This window comes from Brachybacterium avium (assembly GCF_002216795.1).
Taxonomy (GTDB): domain Bacteria; phylum Actinomycetota; class Actinomycetes; order Actinomycetales; family Dermabacteraceae; genus Brachybacterium; species Brachybacterium avium.
Genome location: NZ_CP022316.1, coordinates 376,573 through 396,805, shown reverse-complemented (window position 1 = coordinate 396,805; position 20,233 = coordinate 376,573). Strand labels below are relative to the sequence as shown.

Below are 20,233 nucleotides of genomic sequence, written 5' to 3'. Positions count from 1 at the left end.
GTCGCCCCCGAGGATGCGTGCGACGCCAACCATCCGTACCGGAGGAGTTCCTGTGACGCGTCCTGTCGTGCTCATCGCCGAAGAGCTGTCACCCGCGACCGTCGAGGTCCTGGGGTCCGAGATCGAGGTCAGGAGCGTGGACGGCACCGACCGTGGCGCGCTGCTGGAGGCGGTGAAGGACGCCGACGCGCTCCTGGTCCGCTCAGCGACCCAGGTCGACGCCGAGGTCTACGCCGCCGCCCAGCAGTTGAAGGTCGTCGCCCGCGCGGGCGTGGGACTGGACAACGTGGACGTGCCCGCCGCCACCACGGCGGGCGTCATGGTCATCAACGCCCCGACCTCGAACATCACCTCTGCCGCCGAGCTCGCGGTCGCACTGATCCTGGCGTCGCTGCGCAACCTCGGTCGCGCCGACGCCTCGGTGAAGTCCGGTAAGTGGGAGCGCAAGCAGCTCGCCGGCGTCGAGCTGCTGGGCAAGACCGTCGGCGTGGTGGGCTTCGGCCGCATCGGCCAGCTGGTCGCCGAGCGTCTGGCGCCCTTCGGCGTCGAGCTGCTCGCCTACGACCCCTATGTCCACCACGCCCGAGCCGCCGAGCTCGGCGCCCGCGTGGTCGAGCTCGATGAGCTGATGCGCGAATCCGACGTGGTCACGGTGCACATGCCCAAGACCCCCGAGACCACCGGTCTGATCGGTGCCGAGCAGTTCGCGCTCGCCAAGCCGTCCCTCCACGTGGTCAACGCCGCCCGCGGCGGCCTGATCGACGAACTGGCGCTCCACGAGGCGCTCACCAGCGGAAAGATCGCTGCCGCCGCACTGGACGTGTACTCCTCCGAGCCGCCGGCCTCCTCGGAGACCGCGAAGGCGCTGCTCGACCTCGACAACGTCACCCTCACCCCGCACCTGGGGGCCTCCACCGCCGAGGCGCAGGAGAAGGCCGGTGTCGCGGTCGCGAAGTCGGTGCGCCTGGCATTGGCGGGAGAGCTGGTGCCCGATGCGGTGAACGTCGCCGGCGGGGCGATCGATGACCTGGTCCGTCCCGGTGTGGCGCTCGCGGACCGGCTCGGCCAGCTGTTCACGACGCTGGCGGGGGAGCTGCCCGAGGTGCTGGACATCGAGGTGCACGGCGAGATCGCCTCCCGCGACGTCACCGCGCTCAAGCTCTCCGCGCTGCGCGGCGTGTTCCGCTCGGTGGTCACCGAGCAGGTCAGCTACGTCAACGCCCCCGTCCTCGCCGAGGAGCGCGGCATCAACGTGCAGCTGGTCACCGACGAGTCCTCCGAGCGCTTCCGCAACGTCGTCAGCCTGCGTGGCACCCTGCGCAACAGCGAGGTCGTCACCGTCTCCGGCACCCTCAGCGGGGTGGACCAGGAGCACAAGCTCACCGAAGTCTTCGGGCATGCTCTGGACGTGCCGCTGAGCGACCACCTGCTGATCATCCGCTACGAGGACGGCCCCGGCCTCATCGGCACCTACGGGCTCCGACTCGGTGAGGCGGGCGTCAATATCGCCGGCATGCAGGTCTCGCGGGCGGGAAGCGCCCGCGGCGCCGAGGCGCTGGTCGTCCTGGACCTCGATGAGTCCGTCGACCGCGAGTTCGCCGAGGAGCTCGGCGCCGCCATCGACGCCCGCTCCATCCACGCCGTCGACCTCGTCTACTGACCCCCGTCCCGCATTCCGCCGAGGAGGAATCCCCATGAGCACCCCCACCCCCAGCACTCTGCGGCTCGCCGTCATCGAGGGCGACGGCATCGGCCAGGAGGTCGTGCCCCAGGGCCTGCGCGCATTGAGGGCGGCGCTCGAGCCGATCGGCGTCACCGTCGAGACCACCGATTTCGACCTCGGCGCGGGCCGCTGGCACCGCACCGGCGAGACGCTCACCGACCAGGACATGGCGTCCCTGGCCGAGCACGATGCGATCCTGCTGGGGGCGGTCGGCGATCCGGGCGTGCCCTCGGGAGTGCTCGAGCGGGGACTGCTGCTCAAGCTCCGCTTCGCCTTCGACCACTTCGTGAACCTGCGTCCCACCCGGCTCTTCCCGGGCGTGACCTCGCCGCTGGCGAACCCGGGGCAGATGGATTTCGTGGTGGTCCGCGAGGGCACGGAGGGGCCGTACGTCGGCAACGGCGGTTCGCTGCGCACCGGCACCGAGCTCGAGGTCGCCACCGAGGTCTCCCTGAACACCGCCGTCGGCGTCGAGCGGGTGGTCCGCTACGCCTTCGAGCAGGCTGAGCGTCGTCGCAAGAAGCTCACCCTGGTCCACAAGCACAACGTGCTGGTCCATGCCGGGCACCTCTACCGCCGCATCGTCGAACAGGTCGGTGCCGAGCACCCGGAGGTCGAGGTGGACTACGCCCACGTCGACGCGATGATGATCTACCTGGTCCAGGATCCCTCCCGCTTCGATGTGATCGTCACCGACAACCTCTTCGGCGACATCGTCACCGATCTCGCCGGCGCAGTGGGCGGCGGCATCGGTCTGGCCGCGAGCGGCAACATCAACCCCACCGGTGCCTTCCCCTCGATGTTCGAGCCGGTCCACGGCTCGGCCCCTGATATCGCCGGGAAGGACCTCGCCGATCCCACCGCCACCGTGCTCTCGGTCGCCCTGCTGCTGGACCACCTGGGCCACCTCGAGCCGGCCGCCGCGGTCCGCGCCGCGGTTGAGAACGACCTGGCCGCCCGCGCCACCTCGGCGGAGCTCAGCGCGCGCGGAACCGCCCAGATCGGAGACGCACTGGTGTCCGCGATCGCCGGACGCTGACCGTCCGGTCCTGTCAGACTGACCCTGCCCCCGATTTGAGGAGATCCCCGTGAGCGCGCTCGACTTCACCCAGACCAGCACCACTCGTCGAGTGGGTGATGATGAGCGTGCCCGGATCCTGGCCGCTCCCGGGTTCGGTCAGTACTACTCCGACTTCATGGCCCATGCCCGGTGGACCCTCGAGGACGGCTGGGGCGGGGCGGAGATCGTGCCCTTCGGCCCGGTGGAGCTCTCGCCCGCCGCGGCAGTCCTGCACTATGGGCAGGAGATCTTCGAGGGGCTGAAGGCCTTCCGTCACGCCGACGGCTCGGTGTGGACCTTCCGTCCCGAGCGCAATGCCGAGCGCATGCAGCGCTCCGCCCGCCGCCTCGCGCTCCCCGAGCTGCCGGTGGAGGACTTCCTGGGATCGCTGAGCGCCATCACCGCGGCCGATGAGCCGTGGGTGCCCGAGGCGACCAGCGAGGAGTCGCTGTACCTGCGTCCGTTCATGTTCGCCAGTGAGGAGTTCCTCGGGGTGCGGGCCTCCCACTGCGTGGACTACTACGTGATCGCCTCGCCCGCAGGTCCCTATTTCCCCCGCGGGGTGCAGCCGCTCGTGGTGTGGATCTCCGACGAGTACGCGCGCGCCGGAGCCGGCGGCACCGGCGCGGCCAAGTGCGGCGGCAACTATGCCTCCTCGCTGCTGGCGAAGGAGGAGGCCGCCGAGAACGGGGCCGATGAGGTCATGTTCCTGGACTCGGAGACGCATTCCAGCATCGATGAGCTCTCGGGCATGAACGTCTTCGCGGTCACCGCTGACGGCCGCCTGCTCACTCCTTCACTGACCGGCTCGATCCTCGAGGGCGTCACCCGGGAGTCCATCCTCCGCCTGGCCGCCGACCGCGGCCTCGAGGTCGTCGAGCAGCAGCTGGTGATGGGCGAGGTGCTCCGCCAGGTCGACCGCGGCGAGATCACCGAGATGTTCGCCGCCGGTACGGCCGCGGTCATCAACCCCATCGGCGAGCTGCGTGCGCGCGGGGGATCCTGGACGGTGGGGGAGGGAGGCTCCGGCGAGGTCACGCTGGCCCTGCGCAGGGAGCTCACCGATATTCAGTACGGCCGGATCCCGGACCGTCACGGCTGGCTGACCCGTCTGATCTGACCGCGATGACGAGCGCCCCGATCCCCGCATTCCACCTCTACGACACCACGTTGCGCGACGGCTCCCAACAGGAGGGGCTGACCCTCTCGGTGGCCGACAAGCTCGCCGTCGCCCGCCACCTCGACGACCTCGGCGTGACCTACATCGAGGGCGGATGGCCCGGAGCGGTCCCGCGCGACACCGAGTTCTTCGCTCGCGCGGCGGGGGAGCTCCGACTGCGCCATGCCCGGCTCGCGGCCTTCGGCGCGACCCGGAAGGCCGGGGTCCCCGTTGCGGAGGATCCGCAGGTCGCCGCGCTCGTCGACTCCGGCGCCCCGACGATCACTCTGGTCGCGAAGTCGGATCTGCGCCATGTCATCGGGGCGCTGCGCACCACCGCCGAGGAGAACCTCGCCATGGTGCGGGACACCGTGGAGCACCTGGTTCGGCAGGGCCGCGAGGTGTTCGTCGACGCGGAGCACTTCTTCGACGGGTTCCTCCACGACCCCGCGTACACCACCTCCGTGCTGGTGACCGCCCACGAGGCCGGTGCCGGAGTGCTGGTGCTGTGCGACACCAACGGCGGGATGCTCCCGCACCAGGTCACCGAGATCATCGAGGACCTGCGCGACCGCCTCGTCGCGGCGGGGGCGGGCGGCGCCCGGCTCGGCGCGCACACCCACAACGACACCGGCTGTGCGGTGGCCAATGCGATGGCCGCCGTGCGCTCCGGGATCACCCACGTCCAGGGCTGCATCAATGGCTACGGGGAACGCACCGGCAACGCGGATCTGGTCACCCTGCTGGCGAACCTGCAGCTGAAGATGGGCATGGACCTGGTCCCCGTCGACACCCTCGCCGAGACCACACGGATCGCCCACGCGATCGGCGAACTGGTGAACATGCCGGTGACCCGCGGGCCCCGTACGTCGGAGCGAGCGCCTTCGCGCACAAGGCCGGTCTGCACGCCAGCGCGATCCGGGTGGACCCGGATCTCTACCAGCACACCGATCCGCAGCTGCTCGGCAACGACATGCGGATGATCATCTCCGACATGGCAGGTCGAGCCTCCATCGAGCTCAAGGGCCGGGAACTCGGATTCGACCTCGCCGGCGATCCGGAGCTGCTCTCGCGCTTGGCTTCCGCCATCAAACAGCGCGAAGCGGTGGGCTACTCGTACGAGGCGGCGGACGCCTCCTTCGAGCTGCTCCTGCTCGATCAGCTCGGCCGCGTCCCGAGCTATTCGACGGTGGAGTCCTGGAGGGCCACCTCGCAGCTGGGCCGGGACGGCACCCTGGAGTCCGAGGCGACGGTCAAGCTCCTCGCCGACGGTGAGCAGGGCGTCGGGAGCGCGCATGAGCGCAAGGTGGCGATCGCCGAGGGGAACGGTCCCGTCAACGCCCTGGATCTCGCCCTGCGTGCAGCGCTGCGCGAGCGCCATCCCGAGGTCGACGAGTTCGAACTGCGTGATTTCAAGGTGCGGATCCTCGATGCCCATCACGGCACCGATGCCACCACCCGGGTGCTCGTGCGCACCTCCGGGCGCGGCCTGGAGTTCCAGACCGTGGGCGTGGGGCCGAACGTCATCGAAGCCTCCTGGGAGGCGATCTACGACGCCTACACCTTCGGGTTGTTCAAGTCCGGGGTCTGAGCCCGGCGGGATCCGTGGTCCCGGGCGTCCCCTGACGCTACCCTGAGGCCATGACGACTCACGCGCCGACCACCGCTTTCGTGCTGACCGCCATCGGAGACGACCGCCCTGGTCTCGTCGCCGCGCTGGCCGCCGCCGTCGACGAGCACGGGGGGAACTGGGTCGACAGCCAGCTCGCCCTGCTCGCCGGCAAGTTCGCCGGGATCGTGCAGGTCGATGTGCCCGATGAGCGGGCGCAATCCTTCCTTGACGCGCTGTCGGTCCTGGCCGACGAGGTGGGGCTGGACGTGGAGGCGACCGCCGCCGGCGCTCCCATCGATGCGGCTCCGCACAGCGCATTGCGCCTGCACCTGCTCGGCCAGGACCGCACCGGCATGGTCCGTGAGGTGTCCTCCGCGCTGCGCTCCCAGGGGGCGACGATCGATGGGCTGCGAAGCTGGACCCGGGAGGCACCGGAGGGCGGCGGCATGCTTTTCGAGGCCGAGGCCGAGGTGCGCCTGCCGGCCGACGCGGACGAGGACGGGGTCCGCGAGGCGCTCGAGACGATCGCCGCGGAGCTGATGGTGGAGCTGGAGCTTGACGCCCCGGAATGAGGCGTGATCACGAATGAATATCGCGACGTCGACATTGCTGAATTCGTTCCCGGACGGTTTTCGGGTGGAAACCTGAGGAATCCCGACGTGGAGACGTCCGTGTTCATCTGAACGCAGGTAATCCGGGACCGAAGTCCCCTAGGATGGCGCTCAAGGGCGGGGACCCTGGAGCAGTGCGGGGAGTTCCCGCGCAGCGCCGTCGAGCAGTCCTCGCCGCGCGTACTCGCCCTCGAGCGTGGAGAACCATCGATGACCACGTCCCCCGTTGCCGCCACGGCGACGTCCACCACCGTCCCGGCCGGCGCATGGAAGGCACTTGCGCTGGTCACTATCGGGTTCGGCGTGAACTTCTGGGCCTGGGCCCTGCTGAGCCCCCTCGGTCCCGTCTACGTCGAGCGAGGGCTGGCCACCGACGCGTCCCTGATCGTCGCGATCCCCGTGCTGGTGGGCTCCCTGGGACGCATCGTGATGGGTGCGCTGACCGATCGCTTCGGCGGGCATCTCATGTTCCCGCTGGTCTCCCTGCTCACCGTCATTCCGGTGCTCTTTCTGGGATTCGTCGGTCAGTACACCTACTCGACCCTGCTTCTCGGAGGATTCTTCCTCGGCATTGCGGGCACCACGTTCGCGATCGGCGTCCCGTATGTGAATTCATGGTTCCCGCCCGCCAAGCGCGGCATGGCCACCGGCCTCTACGGTGTGGGCATGGGCGGCACCGCGATCAGCGCCTTCACCACCGTGCCGCTGCTGAAGTCGGTGGGCGACGTCGCGCCCTTCGTGCTCACCGCCCTCGCCCTGGTCGCCTACGCGGTGGTGGGCTGGCTGTTCATGCGCGACGCCCCCACCTGGAAGCCCTCGCGCAAGAACATCATCGATCAGTCCGTCGCCGTGATGAAGCTCAAGGTGACCTGGCAGGCGTGCTACCTCTACGCCCTCTCCTTCGGCGGCTACGTCGCCTTCTCCGTCTTCCTGCCCACGATGCTGCAGAACTGGTACGGGCTCGAGGCGGCCGATGCCTCCTTCCGGATGGCGGGCTTCGTGATCGTCGCGGTGATCATGCGCCCGTTCGGCGGCACCCTCGCCGACCGGCTCGGCGCTGCCAACACCCTGCTGGTCTCCTATGTCGCCGTCGGGCTGGCCGCCCTCGCCCTGACCTTCCAACCCGATCTGATGCCGATCGGCACCGTCGCCTTCATCGTGATGGCCGCCGGTCTGGGCCTCGGCTCCGGCGCGGTCTTCGCGCTGGTCGCCCAGACCTCTGACCCGGCCGTCGTCGGCTCCGTCACCGGATTCGTCGGTGCCGCCGGCGGGCTCGGCGGCTTCGTACCTCCGCTGGTGATGGCCGCGATCCATGCCGAGAGCGGAACCTACGCGCCCGGCATCGCCATGCTGCTGGTGGCGACGTTCGGCGCCGTGGTCGTCACCCTGTTCATCGCCCGTGGAGCGCGCGTCCCCGCGGCCGCCTAGGCCCTCCGGCCCTGCCCCGCTCCGTCACCGTCGATCCGCACCCTCGCCCCCAGGAGGAGCCCCCATGACCATCCAGAACCAGCAGAACCAGCAGCAGCCCCAGGATCGCGGGGCCCGGTCCGCTCCCGCCGGCGGCGGGGCGCCCGGCATCGACTCACCGCTGTTCGATGCCCTGATCGGCGCGCGCAAGATGTTCTCCCGCTCGGAGAAGATCAGCGAGGACAACCGCGAGACCCACAAGGTGGGCGGGCGCAGCGGGGACTCCTTCTACCGTGAGCGCTGGAGCCACGACAAGGTGGTGCGCTCCACCCACGGGGTCAACTGCACGGGCTCCTGCTCCTGGAAGGTCTACGTCAAGGACGGGGTCATCACCTGGGAGTCTCAGGAGACCGACTACCCCTCCGTCGGCCCGGACAAGCCCGAGTACGAGCCGCGCGGCTGCCCGCGCGGCGCCTCCTTCTCCTGGTACACCTACTCGCCCACCCGCGTGCGCTATCCCTATGTGCGCTCGGAGCTGCTGCGGCTGTACCGCGAGGAGAAGGCGAAGGCCCCGGGGCACGACCCGGTCGAGGCCTGGAAGGCGATCGTCTCCGATCCGGAGAAGGCCATGCGCTACAAGCGCGCCCGGGGCAAGGGCGGTCTGGTGCGCGCCTCCTGGGACGAGGCGGTGGAGATGGTGGCCGCCGCCTATGTCCACACCGTCAAGGAGTACGGCCCCGACCGGGCCACCGGCTTCTCCCCGATCCCGGCGATGAGCCAGGTCTCCTTCTCCTCCGGAGCCCGCTTCCATCAGCTCATCGGCAGCCCCATGCAGTCCTTCTACGACTGGTACGCGGATCTGCCTCCCGCCTCCCCGCAGGTCTTCGGCGACCAGACCGATGTGCCCGAGTCCGGCGACTGGTGGGACGCGGCCTATCTCATCATGTGGGGCTCGAACGTGCCCCTGACCCGCACCCCGGACGCGCACTGGATGACTGAAGCGCGCTACCGCGGCCAGAAGGTCATCTCGGTCGCCCCCGATTACGCGGAATCGGTGAAGTTCGCCGACGAATGGCTCGCACCGCATCCCGGCACCGATGCAGCGCTCGCCATGGGCATGGGCCACACGATCCTGCGCGAGTTCTACGTCGACCAGCAGGTCCCGTACTTCGAGGCCTACTCGAAGCAGTACACCGACCTGCCGTTCCTGGTCCAGCTCGAGCGCCGGGAGGACGGCACGCTGCTGCCGGGCAAGTTCCTGGTCGCGAGCGAGGCGGGAGAGCACCGCACCGCCGAGGCCACCACCGAGCACGCGGACTTCAAGCCGATGCTCTTCGACCGCGCCCGCGACGGCATCGCCACCCCCAACGGCACCCTCGGCCACCGCTTCTCCGCCGACGGGGAGGGCCGCTGGAACCTGGAGCTCGGCGACCTCGACCCCGCGCTGTCGCTGCTGGGCCATCACGAGGACGTGGCCGAGGTGCTCCTGCCCCGCTTCGACACCGTCGGCCAGGGCGGCCGCGGGGACGTGCCGCGCGGGGTGCCGGTGCGCACGATCGACGGGCGCCTCGTCACCACCGTCTTCGACCTGCTGCTGGCCGAGTACGGCGTGGGCCGCGAGGGGCTCCCCGGCCAGTGGGCCACGGGCCTCGATGACGCCGAGGCCCTCTACACCCCGGCGTGGCAGGAGACGATCACCGGCGTGCCCGGCCAGGCCGTGGCGCGCATCGCCCGCGAGTTCGCGCAGAACGCGATCGATTCCGGCGGTCGTTCGATGATCATCATGGGCGCCGGCACGAACCACTGGTTCCACTCCGACACCATCTACCGCTCCTTCCTGACGCTCACGAACCTGTGCGGCACCCAGGGGGTCAACGGCGGCGGCTGGGCCCACTACGTCGGCCAGGAGAAGGTGCGGCCGATCACCGGCTGGTCGCATCTGGCCAATGCCCTGGACTGGGCGCGCCCGCCCCGGCAGATGACGCAGACCACCTACTGGTACATGCACTCCGACCAGTGGCGGTACGACCGCTTCGGCGCCGACACCCTGGCCGCGACCACGGGGGCCGGAACCTTCGCGGACATGACCACCGCCGATGCGATCGCGCTCTCGCAGCGGCTGGGCTGGCAGCCCTTCTACCCCCAGTTCGACATCAGCTCGCTGGATGTCGCCGACCGCGCCGCGGAGGCGGGGCAGGAGACGATCCCGTACCTGGTCGACCAGCTCAAGAGCGGCGGCATCAACTTCGCCGCCGAGGACCCGGACGCCCCGGAGAACCACCCGAAGATCTGGTCGATCTGGCGCGCGAACACGCTCGGCTCCTCTGCCAAGGGAGATCAGTACTTCTTCCGGCACCTGCTGGGCGTGGACAGCTCCGCCACCGGTGAGGAGACCCCCGAACACCTCCGACCCAAGGACGTGCGCTGGCGGGAGGACGCCCCGATCGGCAAGGTCGATCTGATGCTCACCCTCGATTTCCGCATGACCAGCCACACCCTGCACTCGGACGTGGTGCTGCCAGCCGCGACCTGGTACGAGAAGCACGATCTCTCCACCACCGACATGCACCCCTTCGTGCACTCCTTCAACCCGGCGATCTCGAACCCCTGGGAGTCGCGCACGGACTGGGAGACCTGGTCGACGATCGCAGAGCGCTTCAGCCAGCTCGCCGAGACCCATCTGGGCACCCGCAAGGACGTCGTCGCCTCCCCCCTGCAGCACGATTCGCCGGGGGCGATGGCCACTCCGCACGGCCGGGTGCGGGACTGGAAGAAGGGCGAGTGCGAGGCGGTCCCGGGCCTGACCATGCCCGCCCTGGTGGAGGTCGAGCGGGACTATACCCAGATCCACGCCAAGTACACCTCGGTCGGCCCGCTCCTGGAGGAGAAGGGCATGACCACCAAGGGGCTGACCTACGACGTCACGGAGTTCGTCGAGGAACTCGGCCAGCTCAACGGCGTCCACCGCACCGGGCCCGCCGCAGGGCGTCCCAAGCTCGTCACCGATCTGCACGCCTGTGAGTTCATCCTGAGCCTGTCGGGCACCACCAACGGGCGCATGGCCACCGAGGGCTTCAAGACGCTCGAGAAGCGCACCGGTACGCAGATGCACGATCTCGCCGCCGAGCACGAGGGCAAGCGGATCCACTTCGCCGACACCAAGGCGGCGCCGGTCCCGGTGATCACCAGCCCCGAATGGTCCGGCTCCGAGAGCGGCGGGCGTCGGTACAGCCCGTTCACGATCAACGTCGAGCGCAAGAAGCCCTGGCACACGCTGACCGGGCGCCAGCACTACTACCTCGACCACGACTGGATGCTGGAGATGGGGGAGGCGCTGCCCGTCTTCCGACCGCCGTTGGACATGACGGCACTGTTCGGCGAGAAGGCGATCGGCGAGAAGGACGAGGGAGGGAAGTCGATCTCGGTGCGCTACCTGACCCCGCACAACAAGTGGGCGATCCACTCGATGTATCAGGAGAACTTCTTCATGATGAACCTGTCCCGCGGTGGGCAGAACATCTGGATGAGCGTGCAGGACGCCGAGGCCGTCGGCATCACCGACAACGACTGGGTCGAGGTCACCAACCGCAACGGCGTGGTCTCGGCCCGCGCCGTGGTCTCCCACCGGATGCCCTCGGGGACGGCCTTCATGCATCACGGGCAGGAGCGCACCGTGAACGTGCCGCTGACGGAGCGGGACGGCAAACGTGGCGGGATCACGAACTCGCTGACGCGCATCATGATCAAGCCCTCGCATCTGATCGGCGGATATGCGCAGCTGTCCTTCGCCTTCAACTACTACGGCCCGACCGGGAACCAGCGCGACGAGGTCACGATGATCCGCAAGCGCACCGCCCCCGTCGAGTACTGAGCCCCACCTACAACGCAGAGCGAAGGAGAGCCGCGATGAGAGTCATGGCCCAGATGTCGATGGTGATGAACCTCGACAAGTGCATCGGCTGCCACACCTGCTCGGTCACGTGCAAGCAGGCATGGACGAACCGGTCCGGCACCGAGTACATGTGGTTCAACAACGTCGAGACCCGGCCCGGCCAGGGGTATCCCCGTGGTTACGAGGACCAGGAGAAATGGAAGGGCGGCTGGGAGCTCGGGAAGAACGGACGTCTGAAGCTCAAGGCCGGCGGGCGTCTCACCAAGCTGATGCAGCTGTTCTCGAACCCGAAGCTGCCCAGCATCGAGGACTACTACGAGCCATGGACCTATGAGTACGACAACCTGCTCCACGCCCCGGCTCAGCAGGAGACCATCCCCACGGCGCCCCCGAAGTCGCTGATCACCGGTGAGCGCACGGATATCCAGTGGTCGGGCAACTGGGACGACGACCTCGGCGGCACCTACCTGCACAAGGACAAGGACCCGATGCTCAAGGGCATCGAGGACAAGGTCCAGTTCGAGTTCGACCAGACCTTCATGTTCTACCTGCCGCGCATCTGCGAGCACTGCCTGAACCCCACCTGCGTGGCCTCCTGCCCCTCGGGCGCGATCTACAAGCGCGAGGAGGACGGGGTCGTCCTGGTGGACCAGGACGGCTGCCGCGGCTGGCGCATGTGCATCACCGGCTGCCCGTACAAGAAGATCTACTTCAACCACCAGACCGGCAAGGCCGAGAAGTGCACCTTCTGCTACCCCCGCCTCGAGCAGGGCGAGCCGACGGTGTGCGCCGAGACCTGCGTGGGGCGCCTGCGCTACATCGGCCTGGTGCTCTACGACGCGGACAAGGTCACCGAGGCCGCCTCCGTCACCGATGAGCAGGACCTCTACCGCTCCCAGATGGACGTGATCCTGGACCCGCACGACCCCGAGGTCATCCGCGGGGCCGAGGCCGCCGGGATCCACCACGACTGGATCCTCGCCGCGCAGAACTCCCCGACCTACAAGCTCATCAAGGAGTACGAGGTCGCGCTGCCGCTGCATCCCGAGTACCGAACGATGCCGATGGTCTGGTACATCCCCCCGCTGTCGCCGGTGGTGGACGTGGTCCGGGACACCGGCTACGACGCCGAGGACGCGGAGAGCCTGTTCGCCGCGATCGACGCGCTGCGGATCCCGGTGGAGTACCTCGCGAACCTGTTCACGGCCGGAGATGTGCCCACGGTCGAGCGGGTGCTGTACCGGATGGCCGCGATGCGCTCGTACATGCGGGACATCAACCTCGGCAATGAGCCCCGGGAGGGGATCGCCAACGCCGTGGGCATGGACGGCGAGACGATGCAGGAGATGTACCGCCTGCTCGCGATCGCGAAGTACGAGGACCGCTACGTGATCCCGGTGGGGCACCACGAGTCCGCCCACGACCTCGAGTCCACCGGCACCGACTGCCCCCTGAACGCCCCCGGCGGTCCCGGCATGAGCAGCATGTCGCTGCCGGAGGAGTCGATGGGGATGTCCGGTCCTGGCTTCTCCAGCAAGCGGCAGGAGAACGCCGTCGAACGCCCGGAGGGCGTGCGGATCAACCTGTTGAACTGGGACGGCCGCGGCAGGCCCGACGGCCTGTTCCCGTCACCGGTGACGGGGAGCGTCTGATGGGCGCCCTCGCACGACTGCTGAGCCGACGCAGCGATCCCGGCGCAGGAGCCACCGCGACCCTGCCGCCGCGGGGCCGCGCGCCGAAGGATCTGCTGCACGCCTCCGGGATGAGCACCGAGCAGATGCGGGTCGCATGGATCGCGGTCTCCTGGCTGCTCACCTATCCGGATGAGGAGGCGCTCGCGCGCTATCCCCTGGTCCGCCAGCTGGCGGCGGAGCTGCCGGAGCCGGTCCGGGGCGGTCTGCTGCGCACCATCGACCTGCTCAGCGAACGGGATGCGGTGTCTGTCCAGGAGGAGTACGTCGACACCTTCGACACTCGCCGCCGGGGCTGTCTGCACCTGACCTATTTCAGCCACGGCGACACCCGCCGCCGGGGCATGGCGCTGCTGCGCATCAAACAGGACTTCCGCACCGCGGGCCTGGAGATCGGCAGCGAGGAGCTGCCGGACCACCTGCCGGTGGTGCTCGAGTTCGCCGCCGCCCATGACGCCGAGCGCGGCGCGAAGATCCTGCGCTCGAACCGCCCGGGTGTCGAGCTGCTCCGTCTGCATCTGGCGGACATCTCCTCCCCGTGGCACGGCACCCTGATCGCGCTGTGCGCGACCCTGCCGCCCCTGGATGCCGACGATCGCGCGGCGGTGCTCAAGCTGGCCGAGGAGGGCCCGGAGGACGAGACCGTGGGGCTGGACGGCTACGGCCTCGATGGCGACGCCGGTGACATGGCAGGGCAGACCTTCGCCTCGAGCGGCTGCGGCTCCGATTCCGCGGCCCCCGGACCTGTCCCCGTGGACCTGTTGAGAGGACGACCCTCATGAATGACATGACGACGCTCCAGCTGCTGCTGTGGGTGGTGTTCCCGTACATGGTGCTCGCCGTGTTCGTGCTCGGGCACATCTGGCGCTTCCGACAGGACCGCTTCGGCTGGACGACCCGCTCCAGCCAGCTGTACGAGTCGAAACTGCTCTCGATCGGCTCGCCGATGTTCCACTACGGGATCATCGGGATCTTCTTCGGGCATGTCGTGGGCCTGGGCATCCCGAAGTCCTGGACCCGCTTCGTCGGGATCACCGATCACATGTACCACCTGATGGCCATCATCATCGGCCTCGCCGCCGCTGTGGCGTGCGTGGGCGGCCTGCTGATCCTGCTCTACCGGCGGCGCACCAACCGGCGTGTCTTCGGAGCCACCACCGCCGGTGACAAGCTCATGTACCTGCTGCTGGCGATGACCATCGTGTGCGGAGTGCTGGCGACCGTGGTGCATACAGCGGTCGGCACCTACGACTACCGGGAGGGGGTCTCGATCTGGTTCCGGCAGTTCTGGACCCTGCAACCCTCGACGGAGCTGATGAGCCAGGCTCCGATCTTCTTCCAGCTGCACGTGCTCAGCGCTCTCTCGCTGTTCGCGATCTGGCCCTTCACCCGCCTCGTGCACGTCTTCGCCGCACCGGTGGGCTACCTGACCCGCCCCTACATCGTCTACCGCAGCAAGGACCCCCGCCGCGAGGCCGAGCGCCGTGGCTGGGAGAAGGTGAAGTTCTGATGGCGACGAAGCCGCCGGTGACGCTCCAGGACGATTGGACGACCACGCTGCAGCCGTGGCTGGACCGGGTCTCCGCGCAGCTCGACGTGGCGGGCGTGGACCTGGACGTGGATCGGGTCCATCTGATGACCGGGGTGGTCGCCGAAGGCGTTCAACGATCGATGGCCCCGATCTCCGCCTTCCTGGTGGGTGCAGCCGTCGCCCGGGGGCGAGTCTCGAGGAGGCGTGCGCTGCCGTGGAGCACGTCACCGCAGCTGTGGAGCGTTAGATATCGGCGACGGGCGCTTGTGCTGAATCTCACGCAGGGTACTGTAGGGTAAGAGGCAGGCTTCACTTCCGTGCCGCCCATCTTTTCTCGAGAGGACGATCGTTGTGATTGCTGACAAGGATGTGCAGGGCGAGATCGCCCGCCCCCGCCGCTGGACCGGGCGGGCAGCACGACTCGCCGGTGGGCTGACGCTCGGCGTGGCACTGGGTGTGGCCGGGGCGGGCGCCGCCTCCGCCGTCCAGATCAACCCGCAGGTCTCCTCCACGAAGTTCGAGCAGATCAGCCCCCAGGTGCAGATCAATCCGCAGGTGCAGATCAATCCGCAGGTGCAGATCAATCCGCAGGTGCAGATCAATCCGCAGGCGCAGAACAAGCCGCAGGTCCAGATCAATCCGCAGGTGCAGATCAACCCCCAGTGACCAGCGACTGAGCCGCACCGTGCGGCAGGATTCGTACCACAGGCCGGTGCCCCTCGGGGTGCTGGCCTGTCGTGCTGTTCAGGGCCGGTTCTCCGCTGTGCCGACGTGGGTGATGGTCAGCACCGGCTCCCCGGTCTCATCGGTCGCCTCGAGGTCCAGCTCGGCCTCGATGGCCCAGTCGTGGTTGCCATCGGGATCCGCGAATGCCTGGCGGATCCTCCAAACCTTCGACTCCTCGGTGATCTGCAGCAGCTGCGGGGAGCGGGCGGCGCCGTCGATGCCGACGTCGTCGTAGGTGTCGTAGTACTCGTCCATCGCCGCCGCCCAGCGCGGCCGGTCCCAGCCGGAGGCGCCGTCGAGCTCGGCCAGGCGCGCCTCCCGCTCGAAGGCGAAGAGCTCGATGCGCTGCCACATGGCGGCGCGCACCATCGTGCGCAGCACCTTCGTCTGCGCCGAGAGTCCGCGGGGAGTGCTGGGCCGGATCTCGGAGGCGGCGTCCTCCGCGAGGTCCTCCGGATGGGTCAGCGCTTCCCACTCGTCCAGCAGGGAGGAGTCGATGCCCCGCACCAGCACGCCGAGCCACTCGATCATGTCCTCGAGCCCTTCGGTGCGCAGCTCCTGGGGGATGGTGCGGCGCATCGCCTGATAGGCGTCGGAGAGATAGCGCAGCACGATGCCCTCGGACCGCTGCAGGCCGTAGCGCTGCACGAACTCGCTGAAGGTCTGCCCTGTCTCGTAGATCTCGCGGACCACGGACTTGGGGGAGAGGTCGTCCGCCGGCACCCATGGCCGGGAGCGCGCGTAGATCTCGAGCGCCGCCTCGAGGTCCTCCTCGAGCGGTTTCGGCCAGGACACCTCGTCCAGCCGCGCCATCCGCTCGGTGTACTCGACCCCCTCGGCCTTGAGCTCCGCCAGCAGCTCGCCCTTGGCGGAGTTCTGCTGGGCGAGCAGGATCTGCCGGGGGTCCTCGAGGATCGCCTCGAGGATCGAGACGGTATCGAGGGTGAGGGACTCGGCCTCCTCATCGAGAGAGTCGATCATCGCGATCGCGAAGGGCGCCAGCGGCTGGTTCATGGTGAAGTCCAGCTGCAGATCCTCGACCAGAGCGAAGCGCCGCCCGAGATGGTCCGGGCCGTCCAGCACCTCGATGATCTCCGCGTCCCGCAGCCCGCGGAAGATCTCCACCGCATCCTTGACCAGTGCCAGCTTCTGACCCGTCGTCTGATGGCTGGTCATGATCAGGTGGCGGCCCGAGGCGATCGCGTCACCCGGCCGGGAGATCAGGGACAGCACCATGCCCGCAGTGATCTTCAGGTGCGGGCGCAGCGGCTCCGGGGCGTTCTGGACCAGCTTGGTCATGTTCGCCTCGGACCAGGAGACCGCGCCCTCGGGGATCCGTGGCTTGGGCTCCTTCTTGCGCTTCTTGGCATTGTTGGAGACTTTGCCGGACTCCTCCCGTGCCTGGTACTTGGCCCGCTCCTTCTCGAACTCGATGGTCCACGTCGGCGCCTGCACCACGACGTGGCCGATGGTGTCGAAGCCGGCGCGGCCCGCACGGCCCGCGATCTGATGGAACTCACGCGCGTTCAGCAGCCGCATCCGCTTGCCGTCGAACTTCGCCAGCCCCGTCAGCAGCACGGTGCGGATCGGCACGTTGATGCCCACCCCGAGGGTGTCGGTGCCGCAGATGATCTTCAACAGCCCGGACTGGGCGAGCTTCTCCACCAGGCGCCGGTACTTCGGCAGCATCCCGGCGTGATGGACCCCGATGCCCTCGCGGACCAGCCGGGAGAGGATCTGGCCGAAACCCTTCGAGAACCGGAAGTCGCCGATGATCTCGCGGATCCGGACCTTCTCCTCCGGGCCCAGGATCTTCTGGCCCTGCAGCGCCTGGGCCTGCTCGAGCGCGTCCTTCTGGGTGAAGTGGACGATGTAGACGGGCGCGTCGCGATCGGTGAGGATCGTCTCGATCGTCTCCGGCAGCGGATCCAGCGACCAGCGGAAGTCCAGCGGCACCGGACGCGGGGCGTCGTCGATCACGCTCACGTCCCGCTCGGTGCGCTCGGCGAGGTCCTCGACGAAGCGGGTCACATCGCCCAGGGTGGCGCTCATCAGCACGAACTGGCACTGGGGGAGCTCGACCAGGGGGACCTGCCAGGCCAAGCCGCGCTGCGGATCGCCGTAGTAGTGGAATTCGTCCATCACCGCGAGGCCCACCTCGCTGCCGGCGCCGTCACGCAGGGCGTGATTGGCGAAGATCTCGGCGGTGCACACGATGATCGGGGCGTCGTGGTTGACCGCCGAGTCCCCGGTCATCATGCCCACGTTCTCGGCCCCGAAGTGGGCGACCAGATCGAAGAACTTCTCGCTCACCAGCGCCTTGATCGGGGCGGTGTAGTACGAACGCTCCCCGCGGGCCATGGCGGCGAAGATCGCGGAGTACGCGATCGTGGTCTTCCCGGACCCGGTAGGGGTGGCGGCGATGACGTGGTCACCGGCCGCGATCGCCAGCAGCGCCTCCTCCTGATGCGGATACAGGGTGCGGCCGACGGACTCCTGAGCCTTGACGAAGCCCTCGACGATCGCGTCCTCGTCGGCATCGGCGGAGCGCTCGGGCAGGAACGGCATCAGGATCGGCATGATCCCAGTCTGCCAGGCAGGTCAGACGGCGCCGAACTCCCGGCGACGTCACTGACGGTCCGCGACGAGCGGCGCGACCGCCGTCAGCAGCCGCTCCCGCAGCGCATCGGCCCGCGTGGCCAGCGCCCGCTGGCGCCGCACGTACTCGGCCTTGCCCGCAGGCGTCTCGATCGGCACCACCCCGTATCCGAGCGGTCGCACGTCGTAGGGGCTCGCCTCCATGTCCAGCACCCGCGTCTCGCGGGCGTGCTCGAAGCAGTCCAGCACGAGCGAGGAGGGCACCAGCGGCGTGAGCTTCATGGCCCACTTGTAGAGGTCCATCCCGACATGGAGACAGGCCGGATTGTCGTTCTGGACCTGTGAGGCGCGGGTGGGCTCCAGCGCATTGCGCGGAGCGGCGGACGGGGTGAAGAAGCGAAAGGCGTCGATATGGGAGCACACCAGCTTCTCCCGTTCCACCACGGCGTCGGTCTCGGCCGCTGAGAGCCGCAGCGGCAGGTCCTCGTGGCGCTGCTCGCCCGCGGGCACGCGATGGACCATCGCCCACTCGTGCAGACCGAAGCAGCCGAAATCCGGGCGCCGTCGCGCCAGCGAGGAGGAGGAGAGCAGTCGCGTCATGAAGTCGAGCGCGTCACCGCGCTCGGCGAGGAATCGGGCGACGTCCGCGCGACGCCACGTCACCGGATCGGGAGAGCCGCCGGAGGTGTCGAGATACCAGGAGCGGTGCCCGGCCCCGTCGATGTCCGCGATCAGGCTGGTCCCGTCGTCGGCGACGTCGGCCGCCGCGTCGTAGCCGAACTCCCAGCCCGGGTGCCAGCGACGCAGCCGCGCGGCGGAGAACGGGTAGTAGGTGAACAGGAAGTCTTCGACCGGGTGCTTCTCACCCCGGGCCCTGCGCGCACGATGGGAGGCGGTGAGCGCATCGGCGCGCTCCTCATGGGCTCGACGATCATCCGCGGCCTCGGCGACGGTCAGCGTGCGGACCGCAGCGGTGAGGGACGGCGTACTCACGGAGACCTCCGGGCGCGGGGGATGATGACCGCACCATCCTACGAGTCCCACGGTTCCTCCCCACCTGGTCGCCGTCCACAGCCGTGCCGCTGCCGAGGGCCCGGGCCCTCGGGTCGGGCATAGCGTGCCGCCATCTCGTGGCAGAGCGTCGCGGGTGGGGAGGAGCGTTGGAGATGACTGACATCGACTACGACTGCGCCGGCTGCGGCCGTCGTCACGAGGGAGCCGACGGGACCGCGGCCAACCCCTGGCCGCTGCTCGAGTTCGACCGCCCCGAGGCGTTCCTGCGGATGAGTCCCTGGGAACAGCTGATGCGCACTCGATCCACCGAGGAGCTGTGTCTGATCGACAACGGCCGCACGGTCGACTGCTATCTGACGGGCTTCCTGTCACTGCCCATCGTGGGGGAGCAGGCGCTGCTCCTCCATCAGCTGTGGGTACGGGTCAGCGAGGAGGACTATCTCGATCTCGTGGAGCACTGGGAGCACCCGCGCTTCCGCGGTGACTTCCGCGCCACCCTCGCCAATGAGCTGCCGGGCCATGAGGACTCGCTCTCGGTGCCGATGCGGGTGCTGGCTCCCGGTCGGCTTCCACCGGTGATCACGCCGGAGCCGGGATCCGGTCATGCGCTGGAGCAGGAGGCACGGGAGGGGGTCAGCAGGCAGGAGGCGGAGCTGCGGATCCGCTCGATGCTGCTGGAGGGCCCGGAGCGGTGACCGTCCCTGCGGTGGTGCTGGTCGTCACCACCGGGGTCCCCACAGCTGTCGATGGGGAGCTCTCCCCATCGACGGCTTCGGAGCGTTCCTCCAGGATGGAGCGGAATCTCGGCGCGCCGCCGGTAGCGAAGGCCGGCCCGGCGCCCGCCCCCGAACAGGAGAACCTCCCCATGCAGAACCGTCATCGTTCCCTCACCCGTCCTCTCGTGCTCGCTGCGGCCGCCACCTTCGCGCTCGCCGGCTGCGGCTTCCTGGGCGCCGGCTCCGTGCCCGCCGAGGACATCGAGGCCCAGATCCACGATCAGCTGACCGAGATGGTCGGGCAGGAGCCCGAGGACGTCTCCTGCCCGGAGGATCTGCCTGCCGAGAAGGGTGCCGAGATGACCTGCGTCCTCAGCGCTGAGGGCGAGACCATCGATGTCTTCGTCTCCGTCACCACCGTCGAGGACGACGAGGTCAACTTCAGCATCGAGGTGGCCGACGAGGTCAACTGATCTCGACGACCTAGACTGGC

General features: G+C 68.8%; 15 protein-coding genes and 1 pseudogene. 14 read left to right on the top strand and 2 right to left on the bottom strand.

What is annotated here, in order from left to right:
* The first annotated feature begins 52 nt into the window (after window positions 1-52).
* From serA to CFK39_RS01760, 12 genes and pseudogenes are all read left to right on the top strand, one after another.
* Window positions 53-1,660, top strand: coding sequence for a phosphoglycerate dehydrogenase (gene serA / locus CFK39_RS01815; RefSeq protein ID WP_089064033.1), 1,608 nt, complete (start codon window positions 53-55; stop codon window positions 1,658-1,660).
* Between the two features lie 34 nt (window positions 1,661-1,694).
* Window positions 1,695-2,762 (top strand): 3-isopropylmalate dehydrogenase, encoded by a 1,068-nt coding sequence (locus tag CFK39_RS01810; protein ID WP_089064032.1) that lies wholly within the window; start codon window positions 1,695-1,697, stop codon window positions 2,760-2,762.
* Between the two features lie 49 nt (window positions 2,763-2,811).
* Window positions 2,812-3,903 carry a branched-chain amino acid aminotransferase gene (locus tag CFK39_RS01805; RefSeq protein ID WP_089064031.1) on the top strand — a complete coding sequence of 364 codons (1,092 nt, stop codon included), beginning with the start codon at window positions 2,812-2,814 and terminating at the stop codon, window positions 3,901-3,903.
* Between the two features lie 5 nt (window positions 3,904-3,908).
* A pseudogene (cimA, locus tag CFK39_RS01800) lies at window positions 3,909-5,533 on the top strand (citramalate synthase).
* A 50-nt stretch (window positions 5,534-5,583) separates the two neighbouring features.
* Entirely contained in the window at window positions 5,584-6,126 is a 543-nt protein-coding gene (locus CFK39_RS01795) for a glycine cleavage system transcriptional repressor (protein WP_089064030.1), read from the top strand.
* 249 nt (window positions 6,127-6,375) lie between these two features.
* Window positions 6,376-7,593: an MFS transporter gene (locus tag CFK39_RS01790; RefSeq protein WP_089064029.1), complete on the top strand. Its 1,218-nt coding sequence runs from the start codon at window positions 6,376-6,378 to the stop codon at window positions 7,591-7,593.
* A 64-nt stretch (window positions 7,594-7,657) separates the two neighbouring features.
* Entirely contained in the window at window positions 7,658-11,443 is a 3,786-nt protein-coding gene (locus CFK39_RS01785; RefSeq protein ID WP_089064028.1) for a nitrate reductase subunit alpha, read from the top strand.
* Window positions 11,444-11,478: 35 nt separating this feature from the next.
* Window positions 11,479-13,116, top strand: a complete 1,638-nt coding sequence (gene narH / locus CFK39_RS01780) for a nitrate reductase subunit beta (RefSeq protein WP_089064027.1) — start codon at window positions 11,479-11,481, stop codon at window positions 13,114-13,116.
* On the top strand, window positions 13,116-13,937 hold the full coding sequence (gene narJ / locus CFK39_RS01775; RefSeq protein ID WP_089064026.1) for a nitrate reductase molybdenum cofactor assembly chaperone: 822 nt from the start codon (window positions 13,116-13,118) through the stop codon (window positions 13,935-13,937). Before narH ends, narJ begins: the two co-directional genes overlap by 1 nt.
* Window positions 13,934-14,665: a respiratory nitrate reductase subunit gamma gene (gene narI, locus CFK39_RS01770; RefSeq protein WP_089064025.1), complete on the top strand. Its 732-nt coding sequence runs from the start codon at window positions 13,934-13,936 to the stop codon at window positions 14,663-14,665. The genes narJ and narI overlap by 4 nt, the downstream gene beginning before the upstream one ends.
* A complete protein-coding gene (locus tag CFK39_RS01765) occupies window positions 14,665-14,985 on the top strand; it encodes a DUF6457 domain-containing protein (protein WP_245822810.1) in 321 nt (106 codons plus the stop codon). The genes narI and CFK39_RS01765 overlap by 1 nt, the downstream gene beginning before the upstream one ends.
* Before the next feature lie 52 nt (window positions 14,986-15,037).
* Window positions 15,038-15,352, top strand: a complete 315-nt coding sequence (locus CFK39_RS01760; protein WP_089064024.1) for a hypothetical protein — start codon at window positions 15,038-15,040, stop codon at window positions 15,350-15,352.
* 78 nt (window positions 15,353-15,430) lie between these two features.
* Here CFK39_RS01760 and CFK39_RS01755 read toward each other — a convergent pair whose 3' ends face one another.
* Together CFK39_RS01755 and CFK39_RS01750 are read right to left on the bottom strand one after the other, a co-directional pair.
* Window positions 15,431-17,992, bottom strand: a complete 2,562-nt coding sequence (locus CFK39_RS01755; RefSeq protein WP_089064023.1) for a DEAD/DEAH box helicase — start codon at window positions 17,990-17,992, stop codon at window positions 15,431-15,433.
* Window positions 17,993-18,040: 48 nt separating this feature from the next.
* Window positions 18,041-19,003: a 3-methyladenine DNA glycosylase gene (locus CFK39_RS01750; RefSeq protein ID WP_089064022.1), complete on the bottom strand. Its 963-nt coding sequence runs from the start codon at window positions 19,001-19,003 to the stop codon at window positions 18,041-18,043.
* Window positions 19,004-19,176: 173 nt separating this feature from the next.
* Between CFK39_RS01750 and CFK39_RS01745 the strand changes: the two genes are divergently transcribed.
* Both CFK39_RS01745 and CFK39_RS16595 read left to right on the top strand, forming a co-directional pair.
* Window positions 19,177-19,719, top strand: coding sequence for a DUF2199 domain-containing protein (locus CFK39_RS01745; protein ID WP_089064021.1), 543 nt, complete (start codon window positions 19,177-19,179; stop codon window positions 19,717-19,719).
* Window positions 19,716-20,213 (top strand): DUF4333 domain-containing protein, encoded by a 498-nt coding sequence (locus CFK39_RS16595; protein WP_245822808.1) that lies wholly within the window; start codon window positions 19,716-19,718, stop codon window positions 20,211-20,213. Before CFK39_RS01745 ends, CFK39_RS16595 begins: the two co-directional genes overlap by 4 nt.
* Window positions 20,214-20,233: the final 20 nt, after the last annotated feature.